Annotated in this window: 17 protein-coding genes; 8 read left to right on the top strand and 9 right to left on the bottom strand. The window is 60.2% G+C overall.

The features are described from left to right. The 5 genes from QZ511_RS08355 to fabV all read right to left on the bottom strand — a co-directional run. Window positions 1–359 (bottom strand): dihydrodipicolinate synthase family protein (locus QZ511_RS08355; RefSeq protein WP_295801577.1); only part of this gene is annotated, 359 nt, incomplete at its 3' end. Window positions 360–513: 154 nt separating this feature from the next. After that, a complete protein-coding gene (gene lpxL, locus QZ511_RS08350; protein ID WP_295801575.1) occupies window positions 514–1,470 on the bottom strand; it encodes an LpxL/LpxP family Kdo(2)-lipid IV(A) lauroyl/palmitoleoyl acyltransferase in 957 nt (318 codons plus the stop codon). Window positions 1,471–1,616: 146 nt separating this feature from the next. Beyond that, window positions 1,617–1,847: a DUF2789 domain-containing protein gene (locus QZ511_RS08345; protein ID WP_295801573.1), complete on the bottom strand. Its 231-nt coding sequence runs from the start codon at window positions 1,845–1,847 to the stop codon at window positions 1,617–1,619. A 224-nt stretch (window positions 1,848–2,071) separates the two neighbouring features. Then, window positions 2,072–3,115 carry an NADP(H)-dependent aldo-keto reductase gene (locus QZ511_RS08340; protein ID WP_295801570.1) on the bottom strand — a complete coding sequence of 348 codons (1,044 nt, stop codon included), beginning with the start codon at window positions 3,113–3,115 and terminating at the stop codon, window positions 2,072–2,074. Between the two features lie 109 nt (window positions 3,116–3,224). After that, the gene (gene fabV / locus QZ511_RS08335) at window positions 3,225–4,403 is read right to left on the bottom strand and encodes an enoyl-ACP reductase FabV (protein WP_295801568.1); all 1,179 of its coding nucleotides are present in this window, start codon (window positions 4,401–4,403) and stop codon (window positions 3,225–3,227) included. Window positions 4,404–4,955: 552 nt separating this feature from the next. Here fabV and QZ511_RS08330 point away from each other — a divergent pair. After that, window positions 4,956–5,369, top strand: a complete 414-nt coding sequence (locus QZ511_RS08330; RefSeq protein WP_295801565.1) for a hotdog domain-containing protein — start codon at window positions 4,956–4,958, stop codon at window positions 5,367–5,369. A 93-nt stretch (window positions 5,370–5,462) separates the two neighbouring features. Here the strand turns inward: QZ511_RS08330 and QZ511_RS08325 are convergent, their stop codons facing one another. Together QZ511_RS08325 and QZ511_RS08320 are read right to left on the bottom strand one after the other, a co-directional pair. Continuing rightward, entirely contained in the window at window positions 5,463–6,326 is an 864-nt protein-coding gene (locus tag QZ511_RS08325; RefSeq protein WP_295801562.1) for a universal stress protein, read from the bottom strand. A 235-nt stretch (window positions 6,327–6,561) separates the two neighbouring features. Beyond that, the gene (locus tag QZ511_RS08320; protein WP_295801579.1) at window positions 6,562–8,052 is read right to left on the bottom strand and encodes a SulP family inorganic anion transporter; all 1,491 of its coding nucleotides are present in this window, start codon (window positions 8,050–8,052) and stop codon (window positions 6,562–6,564) included. A 463-nt stretch (window positions 8,053–8,515) separates the two neighbouring features. Here QZ511_RS08320 and QZ511_RS08315 point away from each other — a divergent pair, with 463 nt between their 5' ends. The 7 genes from QZ511_RS08315 (at window position 8,516) to QZ511_RS08285 (ending at window position 18,726) form a co-directional block, all read left to right on the top strand. Further along, entirely contained in the window at window positions 8,516–9,796 is a 1,281-nt protein-coding gene (locus tag QZ511_RS08315) for an efflux RND transporter periplasmic adaptor subunit (RefSeq protein WP_295801561.1), read from the top strand. 210 nt (window positions 9,797–10,006) lie between these two features. After that, a complete protein-coding gene (locus tag QZ511_RS08310) occupies window positions 10,007–10,708 on the top strand; it encodes an ABC transporter ATP-binding protein (RefSeq protein WP_295801559.1) in 702 nt (233 codons plus the stop codon). 12 nt (window positions 10,709–10,720) lie between these two features. Beyond that, the gene (locus tag QZ511_RS08305) at window positions 10,721–12,034 is read left to right on the top strand and encodes an ABC transporter permease (protein WP_295801557.1); all 1,314 of its coding nucleotides are present in this window, start codon (window positions 10,721–10,723) and stop codon (window positions 12,032–12,034) included. Between the two features lie 8 nt (window positions 12,035–12,042). Continuing rightward, complete coding sequence (locus tag QZ511_RS08300; RefSeq protein WP_295801555.1) at window positions 12,043–13,248, top strand: FtsX-like permease family protein; 1,206 nt, start codon at window positions 12,043–12,045, stop codon at window positions 13,246–13,248. Between the two features lie 182 nt (window positions 13,249–13,430). Beyond that, on the top strand, window positions 13,431–14,780 hold the full coding sequence (locus tag QZ511_RS08295) for a sigma-54 dependent transcriptional regulator (RefSeq protein WP_295801554.1): 1,350 nt from the start codon (window positions 13,431–13,433) through the stop codon (window positions 14,778–14,780). Next, complete coding sequence (locus tag QZ511_RS08290) at window positions 14,780–16,099, top strand: ATP-binding protein (RefSeq protein WP_295801552.1); 1,320 nt, start codon at window positions 14,780–14,782, stop codon at window positions 16,097–16,099. The genes QZ511_RS08295 and QZ511_RS08290 overlap by 1 nt, the downstream gene beginning before the upstream one ends. Before the next feature lie 314 nt (window positions 16,100–16,413). Further along, window positions 16,414–18,726, top strand: coding sequence for an immune inhibitor A domain-containing protein (locus QZ511_RS08285; RefSeq protein ID WP_295801550.1), 2,313 nt, complete (start codon window positions 16,414–16,416; stop codon window positions 18,724–18,726). A gap of 100 nt (window positions 18,727–18,826) precedes the next feature. Here the strand turns inward: QZ511_RS08285 and QZ511_RS08280 are convergent, their stop codons facing one another. After that, a complete protein-coding gene (locus QZ511_RS08280; RefSeq protein WP_295801548.1) occupies window positions 18,827–19,120 on the bottom strand; it encodes a hypothetical protein in 294 nt (97 codons plus the stop codon). A gap of 79 nt (window positions 19,121–19,199) precedes the next feature. Continuing rightward, window positions 19,200–19,469 (bottom strand): hypothetical protein, encoded by a 270-nt coding sequence (locus tag QZ511_RS08275; protein WP_295801547.1) that lies wholly within the window; start codon window positions 19,467–19,469, stop codon window positions 19,200–19,202. Window positions 19,470–19,543: the final 74 nt, after the last annotated feature.

Here is a 19,543-nt window from a genome sequence, read left to right as displayed (position 1 = left end):
TTGTAGGTCTGGTACAGGCCTTCCTGGGTGGGCTTGTTGTAATAAGGGGTGACCAGCAGACAGGCGTCAGCGCCGCATTTGGCGGCGGTGGCGGTCAGCTCGATGGCTTCGGTGGTGGAGTTGGCTCCGGTACCGGCAATGACCGGAATGCGCCCTGCAACCTGGTCCACCACGCGGCGGATGACTTCCAGGTGCTCGTGTACGTCGAGGGTGGCGGACTCGCCAGTGGTACCCACGGCCACTATTGCCCGGGTGCCCTGCTCGATATGCCACTCCACCAGATCGTGCAGCTTCTCCCAGTCGAGGCTGCCATCTGCATACATGGGTGTGGCCAATGCCACCATACTGCCGGTAATCATCGTCACTCCTTCTGAAACCGGCACCGGGGCCGGTCTGTACCGCCTGAAAATGAATGCGGTATGTTACTGAGCGTGCCAGTCTGATGCCAGCGCAATTCGGCTGCCCGGCATGAATACTGACCCGCGAAACTTTTCTGCCTACTTTTTGCCCTGTCTACTTTTTGTGCTTCTTGCGCCGTTTGACTTTCTTATCGTAGAAACTTTCCTCGCCCTGGGGGCGGGTCTTGAAACGGCGGTGCACCCACATGTACTGGGCCGGATTCTCGCGCATGCGCGCTTCCACAAACTGATTGACCAGAATTGCGTCCCGCAGTTCGTCACCTGACGGAATTTCCCTGATCGGCGGGTAGACCCGTACCTGGTAATGCCCTCGCTCCTCGAGCCGGGTCACGGTATACGGCACCACCAGTGCCCGCCCCACCCGCGCAAAGCGCGAGGTGCCGGTGACCGTTGCCGCAGGAATGCCGAACAGCGGCGCAAACACTCCCTGCTTGATGCCGTAGTCCTGGTCCGGCGCATACCAGACCGCCCGCCCCTTCTGCAGCGCCTTGAGCATGCCGCGTACATCTTTGCGCTGGAATACGTCGGTGTCCTCGCCGTGACGCTCGCGGCCCTTGCGCTGCATATAGTCGTACACCGGGTTCTTGTGCGGGCGATACATGCCGTCCACCGGATGGCTGATGGCCATAAAGGCGGCGCCGATTTCCAGGGTAGTGAAGTGCATGGCGAGCATGACCACACCCTGTCCGCGGCTCATGGGCTCCTGCAGGTGCTCCAGCCCCTCGATGGTAAAGCGCCTGCGCAGCCAGCGGCTGGAGCGAAACCAGGCCATCCCGGTTTCCATCAGGGCGATACCGTTGGAGGCGAAATTGCGCCGTAACAGCTGCTCCCGCTTGTGCGCGGAAAGTTCGGGGAAACACAGGGCCAGGTTGCGCTCGGCGATACGCCGGCGACTTTTCGCCAGGCGCAACATCAGGCGACCGAGGCCGCGCCCCAACGCTATCTGCCAGCGATAGGGAAACTGGGCGACGAGAAACCAGATACCGAAGAGTAACCAGGTGAACCAGTAGCGCGGATGCAACAGGGCGGCGCGAAAATGCGGTTTTTCCATAAAAAAGCTGAGATGCCGCTGGGAATGGGGAAAGCGGCGCATTATAGCCGCGCCCGCGGCGGGGGGATACTCGTGCACCCCGGAGAGCGCGGAAACGGCTGTCCGAGCGGCTTTGGTGGCAAGCTGGGGCGGTACGCCCGCGGGGCTCAGTGGCGCAACAGGGCGTCCAGCTCGTCCACCACTTCACACCAGTCCGAGTCCTCGGCGATGGCGTCGTGCAGGAAGCGGCGCTGCCCATCGCTCCAGAACTGGGCCTTGGCCAGCTTTTCTTCGCCGGCGAGATGGTGGCGCTCCAGAAAATCCTCGATCGACTCATCGTCAGAGCTAAGCCCCAGCTGGGCAAACAGGTCGTTCAGGGTGTGGTGGCCGGTTTCCATGGGTTTCCTCCGCTTCACTGTGGTGGGATGGCGACAGGGACCAGGCTGAGCGCCAGGCGGAACGCGCGGATTGGCGTTATGGCCCCGCTATCCCCCGATTCTCAACAGGATCCGACAGCCCGGGCCGCCGGGTGTTCCTGGGCAACCCTGCCTGACTGCCGTGCTCGAGTGTCCCTGCTTGAGTATAGAAGGCCGGCCGCGCAATTCCGCCCCTGGCCGACGCCTCAAGGCGCCGGGTTGGGACTCTCACTGTGTACGCGATTGATGGCTTCCAGCTGCTCCGCACTCAGGGTGATATCGGCGCTGGCGATATTGCTGCGCAACTGGGCCATGGTGGTGGCGCCGATGATGTTCGACGTGACAAACGGCTGCTGGGTGACGAACGCCAGTGCCATCTGCGCCGGGTCCAGCCCGAACTCCCGGGCCAGCGCCACATAGGCCTCGGTAGCCGCCACGGCGCGGGGGCCGGTATAGCGCTGGAAGCGCTCGAACAGGGTCAGCCTGGCCCCGGCCGGCTTGGCGCCGCCGAGGTATTTGCCACTCAGGGTGCCAAACGCCAGTGGCGAATAGGCCAGCAGGCCGCACTGCTCGCGGATCGCCATTTCCGCCAGCCCCACCTCGAAGGTGCGGTTCAGCAGGCTGTAGGGGTTCTGGATCGATGCCACGCGGGGTTTGTTGCCGTGGGCTGCCAGACGCAGGTAGCGGTGCATCCCCCAGGGGGTCTCGTTGGACAATCCGATATGCCGCACCTTGCCCGCGGCCACCAGTTCCTGCAGGGCGCTCAGGGTCTCGCTGATGTCGATGCCATCATCTTCACCGTGTTCGTAACCGAGCTGGCCGAAGAAGTTGGCCTGGCGTTCCGGCCAGTGTACCTGGTACAGGTCGATATAGTCGGTTTTCAGGCGGGCGAGAGAGTCGTCGCAGGCCTTGAAAATCTGTTCCCGACTAAGGCGCGGGCCGCCGCGGATATGGCCGACACCGGAGTTGGCACTGCTGCGCCCGGTGACTTTGGTGGCCAGCACAACCTGCTCGCGGGTACCCCGCTGCGCCAGCCAGTTGCCGATGTATTCCTCGGTGCGACCGCAAGTCTCGGGTTTGGGCGGCACCGGGTACATCTCCGCACAGTCGATAAAGTTGACGCCGTTGGCCAGCGCGTAGTCCAGTTGCTCGAACGCCTCGGACTCGCTGTTCTGTTCGCCGTAGGTCATGGTGCCGAGGCAGATCTTGCTGACCTGGATGTCGGTTTTGCCGAGCTGACGATGTTCCATTGCTCTCCCCATTTACATGCGATGACGATAATCATTCAAACGCCGCAGCCTACAACAAAAACGCCGGCGGGTGAGGCCGGCGTTTTTTCGGGCTGACGGTAACAAGTTATTACTTGAAGTCGGCTTCTACCAGCGGGCTGGTTTCCGCCTCGTAGTCGACACCGTCGACACCGAAGCCGAACAGCTTGAGGAAGTCGTCGCTGTAACCCTTGTAGTCGGACAGCTCGAACAGGTTTTCCTCGGTCACTTCCGGCCACAGTTTTTCGATCTTGGCCTGGGTTTCCGGGCGCAGTTCCTTGTCGTCCATGCGGAAACGGTTGGTATCGTCGAGGCGCGGTGTGTCGGTGTACAGACCTTCGGTATAAAGGCGGTACAGCTGCTCGATACAGCCCTCGTGGGTACCCTCTTCCTTCATCACCTTGTAGACGAGGGAAATGTACAGCGGCATTACCGGAATCGCGGAGCTGGACTGGGTTACCAGGGCCTTCAGCACCGCAACGTTGGCGTCGGCACTGCCGCTGTCGGTGATCGCCTTGGCGGCGCGGTCCAGGTCTTCCTTGGCCTTGCCGATGGTGGCGTGGCCGTAGATCGGCCAGGTAAGTTTTTCACCAATGTAGGTGTAGGCAACGGTTTTGCAGTTGTCCGCCAGTACGCCGGCGTCATTCAGGGCCTGCATCCACAGTTCCCAGTCTTCGCCGCCCATGACTTTTACGGTCGCCGCGATTTCCTCTTCGTTCGCCGGATCAACACTGATGTCGGAGATTTCCAGCTTGTCGGTGTTGAGGTTCTTGGCGGTGTAGGACTTGCCGATGGGCTTCAGCACCGAGGAGTACAGTTCGCCGGTTTTCGGATCTTTGCGACGGGGGGAAGCGAGGCTGTAGATCACCAGGTCGATTTTGCCGAGATCCTGTTTGATCAGGTCGATGGCCTGGGCTTTGACTTCGTCGGAGAAGGCGTCGCCGTTGATGCTTTTCGCGTACAGGCCGGCCTTGTGCGCTTCGTCTTCAAACGCGGCGGCGTTGTAGTAGCCGGCGGAGGCGGTTTTCTTGTCGGTGGGCGGCTTTTCGAAGAAGACACCCAGGGTCTTGGCACCGCAGCCAAAGGCGGCGGTGATACGGGAGGCGAGGCCATAGCCGGTGGAGGCGCCGACCACGAGGACGTTTTTGGGGCCGTCCTGGATGGCGGGCTGGGATTTGATGTAGTCGATCTGTTCACGCACGTTGGCGGCGCAGCCCTGCGGGTGGGCGTTGGTGCAGATGAATCCGCGTACTTTCGGCTGGATGATCATGCCGGGGGCTCTCTCCGTTGGGTGATTCTTCTGGGAACTTCTCACCAAGTGTTACAGAAGTTCCGCCGTCAGGGCTGCCGACTGGCCAGCCACTAAAGCGGCACATTCTAATGGCAGTTGCCGGCAACTCCCATAGTCCCAGGTCACGCTATGAGAATTCCACGGCCAGAATATCCGTACTCACGGCCAGTTTAGCCAAACCTGCAGAATAATTTTTGCCCTCAACAAGTGCAGCCTGAATAAATAACGCACAATTTTGACCAATTCCCGCGAAATAGTTTCCATGAATCCGGCCCGGTGGCGCAAAGGGTCCGGGCAAAAGGTTTCAGAACCGCTGTGAATACATCCCTGTACGCTGCGTCGGCAACATCCCTGTTGCCGACGCTTCTGAAACCTTTTACCCGGACCCTTTCCTTCAATTCCCAGACAAGTACTCCACCCCAAGTTTCCCCCGGCTTATTGGCACACTTCATGCAATTCCTGTATTGGGACCGCTACGGAATGCGGCATTTTCTATTGCCCGGCAAGGGGTAACCAAAGAGGTAATCACTCATGAAGTACTACTCACGTCATTTTGTAAAACCTGGAGACCTGAATCCCGCGCAACGTCTGTTCGGCGGTCAGGCACTGGCGTGGATAGATGAGGAAGCGGCAATTTTCGCCGGTTGCCAGATGGGCACCGCAAACATCGTGACCAAGCTGATGTCGGAGATCGATTTTGTCAGCTCGGCGGTTTGCGGGGATATTGTGGAATTCGGTTTCGAGGTCGTGGGCATCGGCCGCACGTCACTGACCGTGCACTGTGAGATGCGCAACAAGCAGACCCGGGATCTGATTGTGCGGGTGGAGCGGATTGTGTTTGTGGCACTGGATGCCGACGGCAAACCCGCACCGCACAAGAAAGCCGGGCTGACGCTCGAGCAGGCGGCAAACTATTCCGCGGCTGGCCAGAAGATGGCCAGCTGATATTCACGCGCAATCAATATTGACTGGCAGCGCCCTGGATCGCTCGAAACAGAGCGCTAGAGGGCGCTGTTTTTATACTTTTAATCGCTGTCTTCAGCGCAACAACAGCAGCGGCTGATTGGTGCTCAGCAGCATCTTTGCGGTGACACTGCCCAGCAGCAGGTCCCGCAGGCGGTTGTGACTGAAGGCGCCCATTACCGTGAGATCGATTGCGTGATCCTGCTGGTAAGCCACCAGCGCCTCCACGGTCTTGCCCTGCAGGTTGGCACTGGTGACTTCGATCCCGCCGTGGCTCAGCGCCGCTGCCCCCTCCGCCAGCACGGTTTCCGCCGCCGCGCTCTGGCCTACGTAGACCAGGTGACAGGCAATGCCCCGGAACAGCGGGCTGGAAGCCACCATATCCAGCGCCTTGCGTGCCGCCTCGCTACCGTCGTAAGCCAACATGATATTTTGCGGCGCCGTGAACTCCCGGTTCACCACCAGGATCGGCTTGTGCAGCGAACGCACCACCGTCTCCAGCTGCGTCCCCAATCCCTTGTCTGAATCCCCGTGCTCCTCACCGCGAATCCCCAGTACCAGCACACGGATATGATCCTCCAGCTCCACCAGCGACTCCGCCAGACTGCCGTGGCGTTGACAGGTCACCACCCGCTCGGCGCCGGCAGCTGCGGTGCGCGCACGGGCGTCATCCAGCATCAGCCGGCCCTGCTCCAGCTGCAGTTTGGAGCGCTGCTGTTCCAGCAGGGTAAGCTCTTCCAGCAACTCCTCCTGGCTACCGAGACCGATACTGCCGGACAGGTCCGCCACCGCCGGCGCCGCAGCGCGTTCGATATTGTGCAGGAGCTTGACGGGCGCGCCGGTGCGGCTGGAAATCCAGGCGGCGTAATCACACACGGCGGCGCTGTAGTGGGAGCCATCGATACAGGTGAGTACCAGGGGATCTTTCTGTTCGGTCATTATTGTTTTCTCTCTATCACTAACCAACTATCTTGGAACGGAAGCGACAAATGCTTATGAAGCACATGACCAGGAATGGAAGCTGGAATGCTGGGCGGAAGTTTTTGAAACCGTCGGCGACAGGGAAGTCGCCGCCGGAGCATACAGGGATGTACTTGTGCGTTTTCAAAAACTTCCGCCCAGTGTTCCGGCGCCACCGGGGCTAAAACAAAGCTCCGGAACGGAGCTCCGGGACTCAATGCCCCCCCAGCACCTTCTCAATCTCTTCCGGCTTGTCGTGTATACCGAAGCGGTCGACGATGGTTGCACTGGCTTCGTTCAGGCCGATCAGCTCAACCTCGGCACCCTCGCGTCGGAACTTCACTACCGTCTTGTCCAGCGAATGCACCGCCGACACATCCCAGAAGTGCGCCCGGCTCAGGTCAATCACCACCTTGTCCAGCGCCTCCTTGAAATCAAACTGTGCCACAAACTTGTCCGCCGAATTGAAAAACACCTGCCCCACCACCTTGTAGGTCCGGCAATTGCTTTCCTCATCCAGCTCCGTCTGCACATACATGAAGTGGCTCACCTTGTTGGCGAAGAACAGCGAAGCCAACAGCACACCCACGAACACACCGAATGCCAGATTATGGGTAAACACTACCACAATCACCGTAGCCAGCATCACCAGATTGGTGGACAGCGGCAGGTGCTTCAGATTACGGATTGAACCCCAGTCAAAGGTACCGATGGATACCATGATCATCACCGCCACCAGTGCCGCCATCGGGATCACCGCCACGTAATCGCTCAGGAACACCACCAGGGTCAACAGGCCCACACCCGCCACCAGTGTGGACAGACGGCCGCGGCCTCCAGACTTAACGTTGATCACCGACTGGCCGATCATCGCGCAGCCCGCCATACCGCCGAGCAGTCCCGCACCGATGTTGGCAATCCCCTGGCCCTTGCACTCCCGGTTCTTGTCACTGCTGGTGTCGGTCAGGTCGTCGACAATGGTGGCGGTCATCAGGGACTCCAGCAGGCCCACCACCGCGAGGCCCGCTGAATAGGGGAAGATGATCTTCAGGGTCTCGAGATTGAGCGGTACTTCCGGCCACAGGAACACCGGCAGGGTGTCCGGCAGCTCGCCCATATCACCGACGGTGCGGATATCCAGCCCCAGGAATACCGCCACTGCGGTCAGCAGCAGGATGCACACCAGCGGCGACGGCAGCACCTTGCCCACCACCGGCACATAGGGGAACAGGTAGATGATGCCGAGGCCCGCGGCGGTCATGGCGTAGACATGCCAGGTGACGTCGGTGAGTTCGGGGAGCTGGGCCATAAAGATGAGGATGGCGAGCGCGTTGACGAAGCCCGTGACCACGGCCCTCGACACGAAGCTCATCAGGCTGCCGAGCTTGAGGTAGCCGGCGAAGATCTGCAGTACCCCGGTCAATAGCGTCGCCGCCAGCAGGTACTGGAGGCCGTGTTCCTTGACCAGGGTCACCATCAGCAGGGCCATGGCGCCGGTGGCGGCGGAGATCATCCCCGGGCGGCCGCCGACGAAGGCGATGACTACGGCAATACAGAAAGAGGCGTACAGGCCCACTCGCGGGTCGACGCCGGCGATGATGGAGAAGGCAATGGCTTCGGGGATCAGCGCCAGTGCGACCACGAGGCCCGCGAGTACGTCGCGACGGATATTGCCAAACCAGTCGTTCCTGGTGGACGACAGCAGGGTGTTGGAAAACTGCATAACTTGGATTTGCCTGTCTGGGGAGTCTTGCCGGAAGCCCGGAAAAATGGGCGCGGATTCTAGCATGCTGGCCTTAATGGCTAAAGAACAGCCAGAGCTTCGGGACAATGTTTTAAGTTCTGTGGCGGCACCTTCGCATTTACCTCTGAGTTCCCGTAAGACCGACGGCCTGACGCTTGAATCAACCCGTGTCCGATCCCCCGGACAGGGGGACAGCGGACACTTTTAGCGGACACCTGCTTTCACTCCGCGCAACCCTGAAAAAATATTTTTCCTTTAATTTTCAATGAGTTAACAAATAAAACCATCTTGGCACGGCGATTGCGATAAGGCCTGTGCATCCGCAAATGCAACCGAAATCCGCATTTGCATCCAACGGCCAAAACCACTGCGTCATAGAAGGCACAAGGCCAATAGAGCCAGCAGAAGATTACTTGGGAAACACATGATCAGAGATACCTCGGGGCAAGACGTCCGACTTGCACCGACCAGCTACTGGAAAAATCCACAACTGCTGAAACGCGCTGGGCTCGGCCTGGCCGCGGGCGCGTTTGTGGTTTGGGGGCTGTTCAGCTGGCAGAGCACCAACGCGGTGGACGCCAGCCTGTCCCTGTCGCGCATTAATATCGCCCAGGTGGAGCGCGGCGACCTGGTGCGGGACCTGGTGGTTCAGGGCAAGGTGGTGGCAGCCAACAGCCCTACCCTGTTCAGCCCGGCACAGGGCATCGTGAAGTTCGCGGTCAAGGCCGGTGACACGGTAGAGCGCGGCCAGCTGCTGGCGGAAGTGGACAGCCCGGAACTGCAAAACCAGCTGGCACAGGAGAGCGCCCTGTACAGCAAGCTCAGCGTGGAACTGGAGCGGCAGAAGATTCAGGCCAAGCGCCAGCGTCTGGAAAACACCCAGAAGGCGGACCTCGCCAAGGTGGACCTCGCCGCGGCCCAGCGCGAACTGAAGCGCGCCGAGCTGTCCATGGAAAAACAGATCATTTCCCAGCTCGACTACGAAAAGGCCAGCGACGACCTCGCCCGTGCCGAACTGGAATACGAACAGGCAGTGCAGAACGCCGCACTGGAAAACGAAGCCCTCTCGTTCGAGACCCAGACCCTGCAGCTGCAGGTAGACCAGCAGAAGCTGCAAATGGAAGAACTGCAGCGCAAGGTCAACGAACTGCACATCGTCTCCCCGGTAGACGGCACCATCGGCAGCCTCGCCGCCACCCAGCGCTCCGCCGTCGCCGCCAACACACCGCTGCTCACCGTGGTCGACCTTACCAGCTTCGAACTGGAAGCCGCGGTACCGGAAAACTACGCCGACGACCTCGGCCTCGCCATGGCGGTGGAAATCAACATGGGCGGCAGGAAACTGCCGGGCGAAATTACCGCCATTGCTCCCGAAGTGATCGACAACCAGGTGGTCGCCCGCGTGCGCTTCACCGGCGAGCAGCCCGGCAACCTGCGCCAGAACCTGCGCCTTACCGCCCGCGTCCTGCTGGAAAACCGCAACAACGTCATCCTGGTCAAGCGCGGCGCTTTTCTGGATCAGACCGGCGGCCGCTTTGCGTGGAAGCTGAACGATCAAAGCCAGGCAGTAAAAGTACCGATCACCATCGGCGCGCTGGGCCTCAACCAGGTTGAGATTGTGTCCGGGCTGAAGGAAGGCGACCAGATTATTACCTCTTCCGCAGAAGAGCTGGACAAGGCGCAGCTGGTTGCGCTGAAAGAATAGGGTTTTCGAACACTAGGAAGTTAAACGAGAAGGGGCTGATGCCGATTGTTGTTTGCGAGACTGTCGAAAAGAGGGACCTTTTCGACAAGTCCCCGGGGATGGATTCACGAGGGGGCGCCTAGCTCGTGTCTCGCAAACAACAATCGGCAGCTGCACCGCCACAGAATTATCAGATAACTACATACGAACTAGCAGACAAGGAACTCCACCATGCTGAAAATGCACAACATCCGCAAAAGCTACCGTACCGATACCATCGAGACTCACGCACTCCGGGATTTCAGCCTGGAAGTGAACGAAGGGGAATTTGTTTCCGTCACCGGCCCCAGTGGCTCCGGTAAAACCACCTTCCTCAACATCGCCGGCCTGCTGGAAACCCCCACCGGCGGCGAATACCTGCTGGACGGCCAGGAAGTCGGCGGCCTCTCCGATCGCGACCGCTCACACCTGCGCAACGAAAAAATCGGCTTTATTTTCCAGGGCTTCAATCTGATCCCCGACCTCAACCTGTTCGATAACATCGACGTCCCCCTGCGCTACCGCGGCTTCAACGCCAAAGAGCGCCGCCGTCGCATCGAAAAATCCCTCGAACAGGTCGGCCTCTCCGCGCGCGCCAAGCACCTGCCCGCACAGCTGTCCGGCGGCCAGCAGCAGCGCGTCGCCATCGCCCGCGCCCTGGCCGGCGAACCCCGCTTCCTGCTCGCGGACGAACCGACAGGAAACCTCGACTCACTGATGGCCCGCCAGGTCATGGAACTGCTGGAATTCATCAACGAATGGGGCACCACCATCATCATGGTCACCCACGACCCGGACCTCGCCCGTCGCGCCCAGCGCAACATTCAGATCGTCGACGGCCAGGTTTCCGACCTGCGCCAGACAGCGGCCGCGGCCGAAGTAGCCACCGCGTAAAGGAGTACCACAATGATTGGATACTACATGTCCCTGGCGCTGCGCAGCCTGCGCCGCACCCCCATATTGAGCGCGCTGATGGTCGCTGCCATCGCCGTCGGCGTGGGGGCTGCCATGACCACCCTCACACTCAACTACATGATGTCCCGCAACGCACTGGAAGCAAAAGACGATGTGCTGTATGCCGTACAGCTGGACGGCTGGGATCCCCACGAGGCCGCGGACAACCCCAGCGAGATGCCGTGGCAGGTCACCTACAAGGATGCGACGAGCCTGTTGCGCTCCGATATTCCCACCCACCAGGTCGCCATGCACCGCTGGGGCGGGCCCATCAGTCTGGAAAACTCGGAAATACGTCCGTTTACCGCCGATGGCCGCGTAACCAGCCGGGATTTCTTCGCCCTGTTTGGCATTCCGTTCCTGTACGGTAACACCTGGGAAAAAGAAGCCGATACCAGCCCCGTAAAACAAATTGTGCTGTCACAAGCCACCAACGAAAAACTGTTCGGCGGCGAAAACAGTGTGGGTCGCACCGTCAATTTCAACGGCGCACCGTTTACCGTGGTGGGAGTTACCAAGAACTGGAACCCGAGCCCGAAAGTGCACGACCTCAACAACGGTCACTTCAACGACTCCGCAGAGATATTTATCCCGTTCGGCCTGCACCGCAATTTCGAGATTTATCCCTGGGGCAACACCAACGGCTGGAAAAATGAAGATATTAAAAGCTACGAGGATCGCCTCGGCAGCGAATCGGTGTGGCTGCAGTACTGGGTACAGCTGGACACACCGCAGCAGGTAGAAAAATACCGGGAATACCTCACCGGATTTATCAGCGAACAGAAAGAACAGGGCCGCTTCCCACGCCCGCTCAAATTTGGCCTCAGCCATCCCTCCGAATGGCTGCTGCTGAACGAAGTGGTGGACGGTGACGACCGCATGCTCAGCTGGCTGTCACTGGCATTCCTGCTGGTATGCCTGGTGAACGCGGTTGCCCTGCTGCTGGCCAAGTTCCTGCGCAAGGCCCCCGAAGCCGGCGTGCGCCGCGCGCTGGGCGCCAGTCGCAACGCCATCTTCAGCCAGCACCTGGTCGAGAGTGCCTGCATCGGATTTGCCGGCGGACTGTTTGGCATTCTGCTGACCCTTGGCGGGCTGACCCTGATCCGGCACCTGCAACAGGGCTACCTGGATCGCATCGCGTCGATGGACTGGATGATGATGCTCTCCGCCATCGGCCTCGCCATCTTCGCCAGCCTGCTTGCAGGGCTATACCCAGCCTGGCGCATCAGCCGCACCAACCCGTCCATTTACCTGAAAACCCAGTGAGGCCCGTCATGCTGGAATTGAGACCCATTTTATCCGCACTCTGGCGCCACAAAATTTCCGCGCTGCTAATCGCCCTGCAGCTGGGACTTACCCTCGCCATCGTGAGCAATGCCATGGTGGTTATCCAGGAGCGTCTGCACAATATCAATCGCCCCACCGGGGTGGCAGAACAGGATATTGTCACCGCAAACTTTATGGCCATTCCGAAAGATTACGACATGCAGCATGCGTTTCGCCTGGACCTGGACATGATCCGCGCCCTGCCCGGCGTCGCTGCCGCCTCGATCAGCAACCATCTGCCGCTTTCCGGCAGTGGCTCCTCCAGCGGCTTCTATACCCAGCCGAACCAGGAAGTGGGCGCCACCGGTGCCAACTACTTCACCGCTGACGAGCAACTGATCGACGCGCTGGGCATGAAGCTGATTGCCGGCCGCAACTTCCGCGCAAATGAAATTCGCGAGATGTCGCCGAGCAGCAACTGGCGCCCGGACATTGCCATCGTCACCCAGAAACTTGCCGATGCCCTCTACCCCGAAGGCGATGCCCTCGGTAAACCGGTCTATTTCGGTGGCGCCGACCAGCCGATGGAAATCATCGGTATCGTCGAGCGCAACCTGGGGTCATGGCCCAACTCTCAAGTGGCAGGTCGCGGCGTCTTCTTCCCGGCAATCCAGGAAAGATGGCACTACTACATCATTCGCGCCGAAAAGGGTCAGCGCGACGAGGTGATGAAACTGGTGGAAGAAAAACTGGCCGAGCGCGACAACCAGCGAGTGATCACTGTCAGAACCCTGGAAGACCGCAAGTCCCGCTACTATGCCGGCGACAACACCATGATCAACGTACTGGGTGGTGTTGTCGGCCTGCTGACCTTTATCGTCGCCCTCGGCATCGTCGGCCTGACCGTATTCTGGATCACCCAGCGGCAGAAGCAGATCGGCGTGCGCCGCGCCCTCGGCGCCACCCGCACCGCCATCAGCCGCTACTTCCTGCTGGAAAACCTGATGATCGCCGCAACCGGTATCCTGCTGGGCGTTGCCGCGGCACAGATTTTCAACCAGTTCCTGGCCAGCGAATTCGGACAACCGGCACTGCCGCTGTCTACAACCGTGGTCTGTGCCTTTATACTGCTCGCTGTCAGCGTCGCCGCAGCGCTGGTGCCGGCACTGCGCGCCGCAAATATCTCACCGGCCATGGCAACCCGCAGCGTTTAATAGCCGCTACGAAGTAGAATCTCGATGCTAAGGTCCCGCGCCCGATAGGGGATTACGGGACCTTCTAAAACAGGGATGTTTTAGAAGAGCCCCCATGGATGGGTTCACGGCGTGTCCCGTAATCCCCTATCGGGTGCAGGACCGCCACTGAAATAAAATAGGAACACCGCAACAGGGAACGTGTGTTGGACAAAATACTGATCATCGACGACAACGCCGGCATCATCTCCGCCCTCTCCCTGTTGTTGTCCCTCCACGATATCGAAACCCTGAGCGCAATTACGCCCCAGGCCGGCCTGCAACTGCTGCGGGAAAACCCGGATATCAGCCTGGTGATCCAGGACATGAACTTCACCGCCGATACCACCTCCGGCGAAGAGGGCCGCGCGCTGTTTTTCGCCCTGCGTGAACTGCAGCCGGATATCCCGGTCATCCTGCTCACTGCCTGGACCCAGCTGGAAATGGCCGTGGAGCTGGTCAAGGCCGGTGCCGCCGACTACGTCGGTAAACCCTGGGACGACAACAAACTCATCGCCACCATCAAAAACCTGATGGAACTGCACGAACTGCAGCAACAGCAGCGCCAGGCCCAGAGCCGCGAACAACAGGCGCGGGCACAGCTGCAACAGCAATTCGACCTCCAGGGAATCGTCTACCGCAGCAACAGCGTGCAGAAGCTGCTGGAAATGGCCACCCAGGTAGCGCACTCCGACGTCCCGGTACTGATCACCGGTCCCAACGGCGCCGGCAAGGAAAAAATTGCCGACATCGTGCAGGCCAACTCCAGCGTCAAAAACGGCCCCTACATCAAGGTCAACGTCGGCGCCCTGCCGGAAGAACTGATGGAAGCGGAACTCTTCGGTGCCGAGGCCGGCGCCTACACCGGCTCCGGCAACAAAGCCCGCCAGGGACGCTTTGAAGCTGCCGACGGCGGCACCCTGTTTCTCGATGAAATCGGCGAACTCTCAGCCAGCGGCCAGGTAAAACTGCTGCGGGTACTGCAGACCGGCGAATTCCAGCGCCTCGGCAGCAGCCACACCCGCAAGGTGCGTGTGCGCGTGATCAGCGCCACCAACAGCAACCTGCCGCAGATGATCGCAGACGGCAGCTTCCGCCAGGACCTGTTCTACCGCCTCAACGTGATCGAACTGAAGCTTCCCGCGCTCAGTGAGCGCCCGGAAGACCTGCTGCCGCTGGCCCGCGCCTTCCTCTTCCACAGCGGCAAGAAACTCAGCCCGCAGGCCCAGCAGCGCATGCTGCGCTACCCCTGGCCCGGAAACGTGCGCGAATTGCAGAACGTCATGCAGCGCGCATCGGTGCTCACCCGCGGCGACACCATCGATGAGGAAACCCTCGCACTGCCGGACGAGGCGCTGCAGAAAGCACCGGAACACAGTTTCGAACCCAGCCGCGAACTGCTGGAGCAGACCCTCGCCAACTGTAACGGCATCATCGCCCAGGCCGCTCGCGAACTCGGCCTCAGTCGGCAGGCGCTCTACCGCCGCCTCGACAAATTCGGTATTCCCTACTGATGGCCGGGCGCACATCCATCGAGGGCCGGATTTTTGCCAACGCCCTGATCGCGGTGATTCTGGGAACATCCGCCCCGCTCGCGCTACAGCAGTTCGGCACCGATCCCTGGCTCGCCTGGAGCACGGGGTTGCTACTGGCAATCATCGCCATCTGGATACTGTTGCGGCCACTCACCAGCAGACTCAACCGCGCGCTGGAGAGTATCCACGGCGGCCTGCTGAATTTTCGCGACGGTGACTTTTCCATCTCCCTGGCAATCAAAAAACGGGACCAGCTGGGGGAACTGGCAGCGCTGTATAACGAGGTGGGAGAGATCCTGCGGCAGGAACGGGCGCACATCCACCAGCGGGAACTATTGCTGGATACCGTGATCCAGAGTTCACCGCTGGCACTGCTGCTGATCGATCAGGGTGAGCACATCATCTATGCCAACACCAGTGCCCGCCACCTGCTGTATGGCGGCAGGCCACTGCAGGGACATACCCTGGCGCAGGTGCTGCCCCACTGCCCGCCGGAAATCGCCCAGGCCATCGAACAGCGGCAGGACGGATTGACCAGCTACCTGGACCAGGAAAGCAGCCACACCCTGCACATCAGCAACAGCACCTTTGTGCTCAATTCACAAAAGCACAGGCTGGTACTGCTGCGGGAAATGACCCGGGAACTGACGCGGGCGGAAGTGCAGGTGTGGAAAAAAGTCATCCGCCTGATCAGCCACGAGCTGAACAACTCCCTCGCCCCCATCTCATCCATGGCCCACAGCGGCAAGCTGCTGTCGGAAAAACTGCAGTCACAACAACTCGCAGGGGTGTTCGATGTCATTGCCGAGCGCTGCCGTCACCTCACGGACTTCACCCAGGGTTACGCACGCTTTGCCAAACTGCCGCCGCCGGTCTGCGAAGAAGTAACCTGGACCAGACTGATCAACGGCGTCCAGCCACTGCATCCGTTTCGGCTGGTCGGCAGCCTGCCTGAACGCGCGGGATTTTTCGATCCGGCACAAATCGAACAGGCACTATTGAACCTGCTGAAAAACGCTGCAGAATCCGGTAGCAGTGCCGAGGATATTACGCTGCAGATAGAGACCGACGCCCACGGCCAGTTGATTACCGTCAGCGACCGCGGCCCCGGAATGAACGACAAGATTCTGCAGCAGGCACTGTTGCCATTTTTCTCCACCAAACCCCATGGCGTTGGGCTCGGATTAGCCCTGTGCCGGGAAATAGCCGACGCACACGGTGGCAATATCCGCCTGCATAATCGCGCGGATGGCGGACTGCAGGTGCGGCTGTGGCTTCCCTGGAAACCCGCCGGTTGAGTCAGAATACGCCGAGCTCCCAAACAGACTGCAAGTGACGGGACAATCCCACCCGAGATGCCCGGCTTAAATGGTACCCTCGTATCGTTTACTTTGAATTTCCTGCAAAAATCCCCGGCAAATCCAGTATTTTTCCTGCTTCCAGCATTTAGGCGCGCTTTTCATTACGCATTCTTGTTCGTTACTCGTTACTTCTGTGGCGACTTTAATAAAGTCGACCGTTGCGGGCCAAGGATGGCTCACGGATGCCTGTCTTACCGTCGAGACTCCCTCTTTGCCTGTTTGTAAAAACCAGAAGATATAACGAGGAAAACATGCTCAATCCTTATCGGCTAATTGCCGCCGGCGCACTTGCGCTCGGAATCGGGGTCACCAGTGCACAGGCGGCAAACATGCCACGGCAGGGCGGGCCGCTGGACCTGGCGGTCGCCAATGAAACCAAACTGATGGAAATGCTCAGGGCATCGGGACGCATTGGGGAGAATGCGACCCTGCCAGAGGCAGAGCAGATACTGCGGGACTACCTGAAACAACGGGGAAAGCAGGCGCAGGCGCAAACCCACAACCTTTCCAGCGATTCCGTGCCGTTGCTGGCCAACGACCACGGCAGTTCCCTGAACCTGTCCCTGCAGAACGGTCGCGGCAACAAGCTCGGCGCAGCCAAAAAAGGCAAGCCAGCACCACTGCAGCTGGAGCCCTATAACGGAGAGACCCGCACCGCGAAGGTACTCGCCATCCTGATGGAATTTCCGGATTTTCCCCACAACAGTATCCAGTCCGGGGAGTCCGATATGTACTACGCGGACTATACCCCCGGGCACTACGCCGATCTGCTGTTCTCCAAAACCGGCTTCACCGGCCCCAACGGCGAAAACCTGGTTTCCATGGAACAGTATTACTGGCAGCAGTCCGGCAACAGCTACACCGTCGACGGCGCCGTGGCCGGCTGGTACATGGCCAGCGAGCCCGCCGCGTTTTACGGCAACAATATCGACGGCGATGCCCGCGCCCTGGTACGCGAGGCACTGCTGGCCGCCGCTGCGGACCCGTCCGTCGACCTGTCCGATTTCGACATCGAGGATCGCTACGATCTGGATGACGACGGCAATTTCTGGGAAGCGGACGGCCTGGTTGACCATGTGCTGATCATCCACTCTTCCGTCGGTGAAGAGGCCGGCGGTGGCCAGCTGGGTGAAGATGCCATCTGGGCCCACCGCTGGAGTCTGGGGGACATCTTCCCGATCCCGGGCACCGCCGCAGAAGTGGGTTACTGGGGCGGCCCCATGGCCGCGTACGACTACACCATCCAGCCCGCCGACGCGGCCGCCGGCGTGGTCAGCCACGAATACGGCCACGACCTGGGCCTGCCGGATGAATACGACACCGATTACACCGGCCGCGGTGAACCGGTTTCATCCTGGTCGATCATGTCCAATGGCAGCTGGGCCGGCACCATTCCCGGCGCCGAGCCCACCGGCTTTTCCGCCTGGGCGAAACAATTCCTGCAACAGAACCACGGCGGTAACTGGCTGCACGGCGTGACGGTGGCACTAAAGGATATCCCCGCCGGCGGCATCGAGGCTCTGCTGGACCAGGCTGTCAGCAAGGGCAGCAACAACGATGCCATCCGCATCGACCTGCCGATGAAGAAAAAAATCACCACCGTACCCAGCAGTGGCGAATACGCCTATTTCAGTGGCAGCGGTAACACCCTCGACAACGTCATGCTGACGCCGGTGGACCTGACCGGTGCGAGCAGCGCCAGGGTCAACTTCAAGGCCTGGTACGATATCGAGACCGACTGGGATTACGCGTTCATCGCGGTTTACAACGCCGATGGCCTGACCCCGATCGCGGGCAATATTTCCACGGAAACCAGCCCCTACGGACAGAACCCGGGCCACGGCATTACCGGCGCTTCCGGCGGCTGGGTCGATGCGGAATTCGACCTCAGTGCCTACGCGGGGCAGCAGTTCTACCTGGTGTTCTACTACTGGACCGACGGCTACGTGGCCAACCCGGGCTTCTACGCCGATGACATCCGGGTTTCCGTGGACGATGCCGTGGTACTTGCCGATGACGCCGAGGGGGATGGTGCATTCACCCTGGATGGGTTTACCCGCAACGTCGGTTACACCCTGCACGACCACCACTACCTGCTCGAATGGCGTACCCATGCCGGTGTCGATACCGGCCTGAAACATATCAACGTTGCCGGACAGATGCTCCCGTTCAACCAGGGCCTGGTGATCTGGTATGCCGACGAAAGCTATGAAGACAACTGGGTGGGTATTCACCCGGGCAACGGCTTCCTCGGGGTTGTCGATGCGGACCAGCACCTGAACCGGTGGAACGACAATTCCGTTGCCTCGACCCGCTACCAGATCCGCGATGCGGCGTTCGGGATCGACAAGACAGAGAAGTCGATCCTCGACCTGCTCGACGGTTACGGCCTGCTGCTGCGCGATATGTACACCAAGCGCAATCCGGTATTCGACGACAGCGCCGATTACAGCAATGGCGCCATACCCGATGCGGGCCGGGCGATTACCTCCTACGGACTGAAGGTGCGCGTGGTTTCACAGAGCGATGACAAGTCGGTGGGCAAGGTACTGCTGTACCGCTAAAAATCCTGCTGGCAGACATGAGAAGGGCGGCATTATGCCGCCCTTTTTTATTTCAGGTTTCAGATTTCTCGATAAGCACAGAAAACGCCGGCAAATCCCGTCAGCCGGCGGCATCCTCGACGGTGCACCAGGCACCGGCATCCAGTTGATAGCAGTTGGTGCCGGCCACACAGCTGCCCGCATCGGGCACTTCCATATCACCGGTAAAACAGTTGCGGGGATAGGCGGGCGTGAGATAGGCCGGGAGCGACGGCTGTACATAGGTCGTGGGTGTGCCGGTGAGGTCACACCAGAAGCCGTCCAGGTTCGCCACGTTACCGGTGCTGCTGCAACCGGTGGTAACCAGGCCACACCCTGACACCAGCCCCGCCAGGAATATCCAGCGTTGTTTCATAACAGTTCCTTTAAACGGTTTACGGCGCCCACTTCCTGTCAGTCACCATCCCACCGGGGGCCTACCACCCGTTGAACGCCTACTTTTCGTAAACAATACAGCGTCGGCCGCCGGAAATTTCATAGCACTGGGCGGTGGCCGGACAGATGGAGCCCGGCGCCAGTTCTTCTGCATCCCCTGGACAGGCATCGTAATTGGTTTGCTGCTCTGCCGCCGGCTGACGGGGAACAGGGGCACTGTTAGGGTAGACCACCTGATCACGCACGCTGCTGGTACCACAGGCACTGAGCAGGGTTGCTGCCGCCAGCAGCGATAGTAGCAGGGAGAAATGTGTCGTTCGCTTGCGCATTGGGCCTCCTATTCTGAAGCACTTCCACAATCCGGCGCGCCTTTCCACCACTCAAGGCACCGATTCAATATACC

Origin of the sequence: uncultured Microbulbifer sp. (assembly GCF_913055755.1) — a bacterium.
Taxonomy (GTDB): domain Bacteria; phylum Pseudomonadota; class Gammaproteobacteria; order Pseudomonadales; family Cellvibrionaceae; genus Microbulbifer.
Note: the sequence above shows the minus strand (reverse complement) of the source record. Positions and strands in the feature narration are given on the sequence as shown.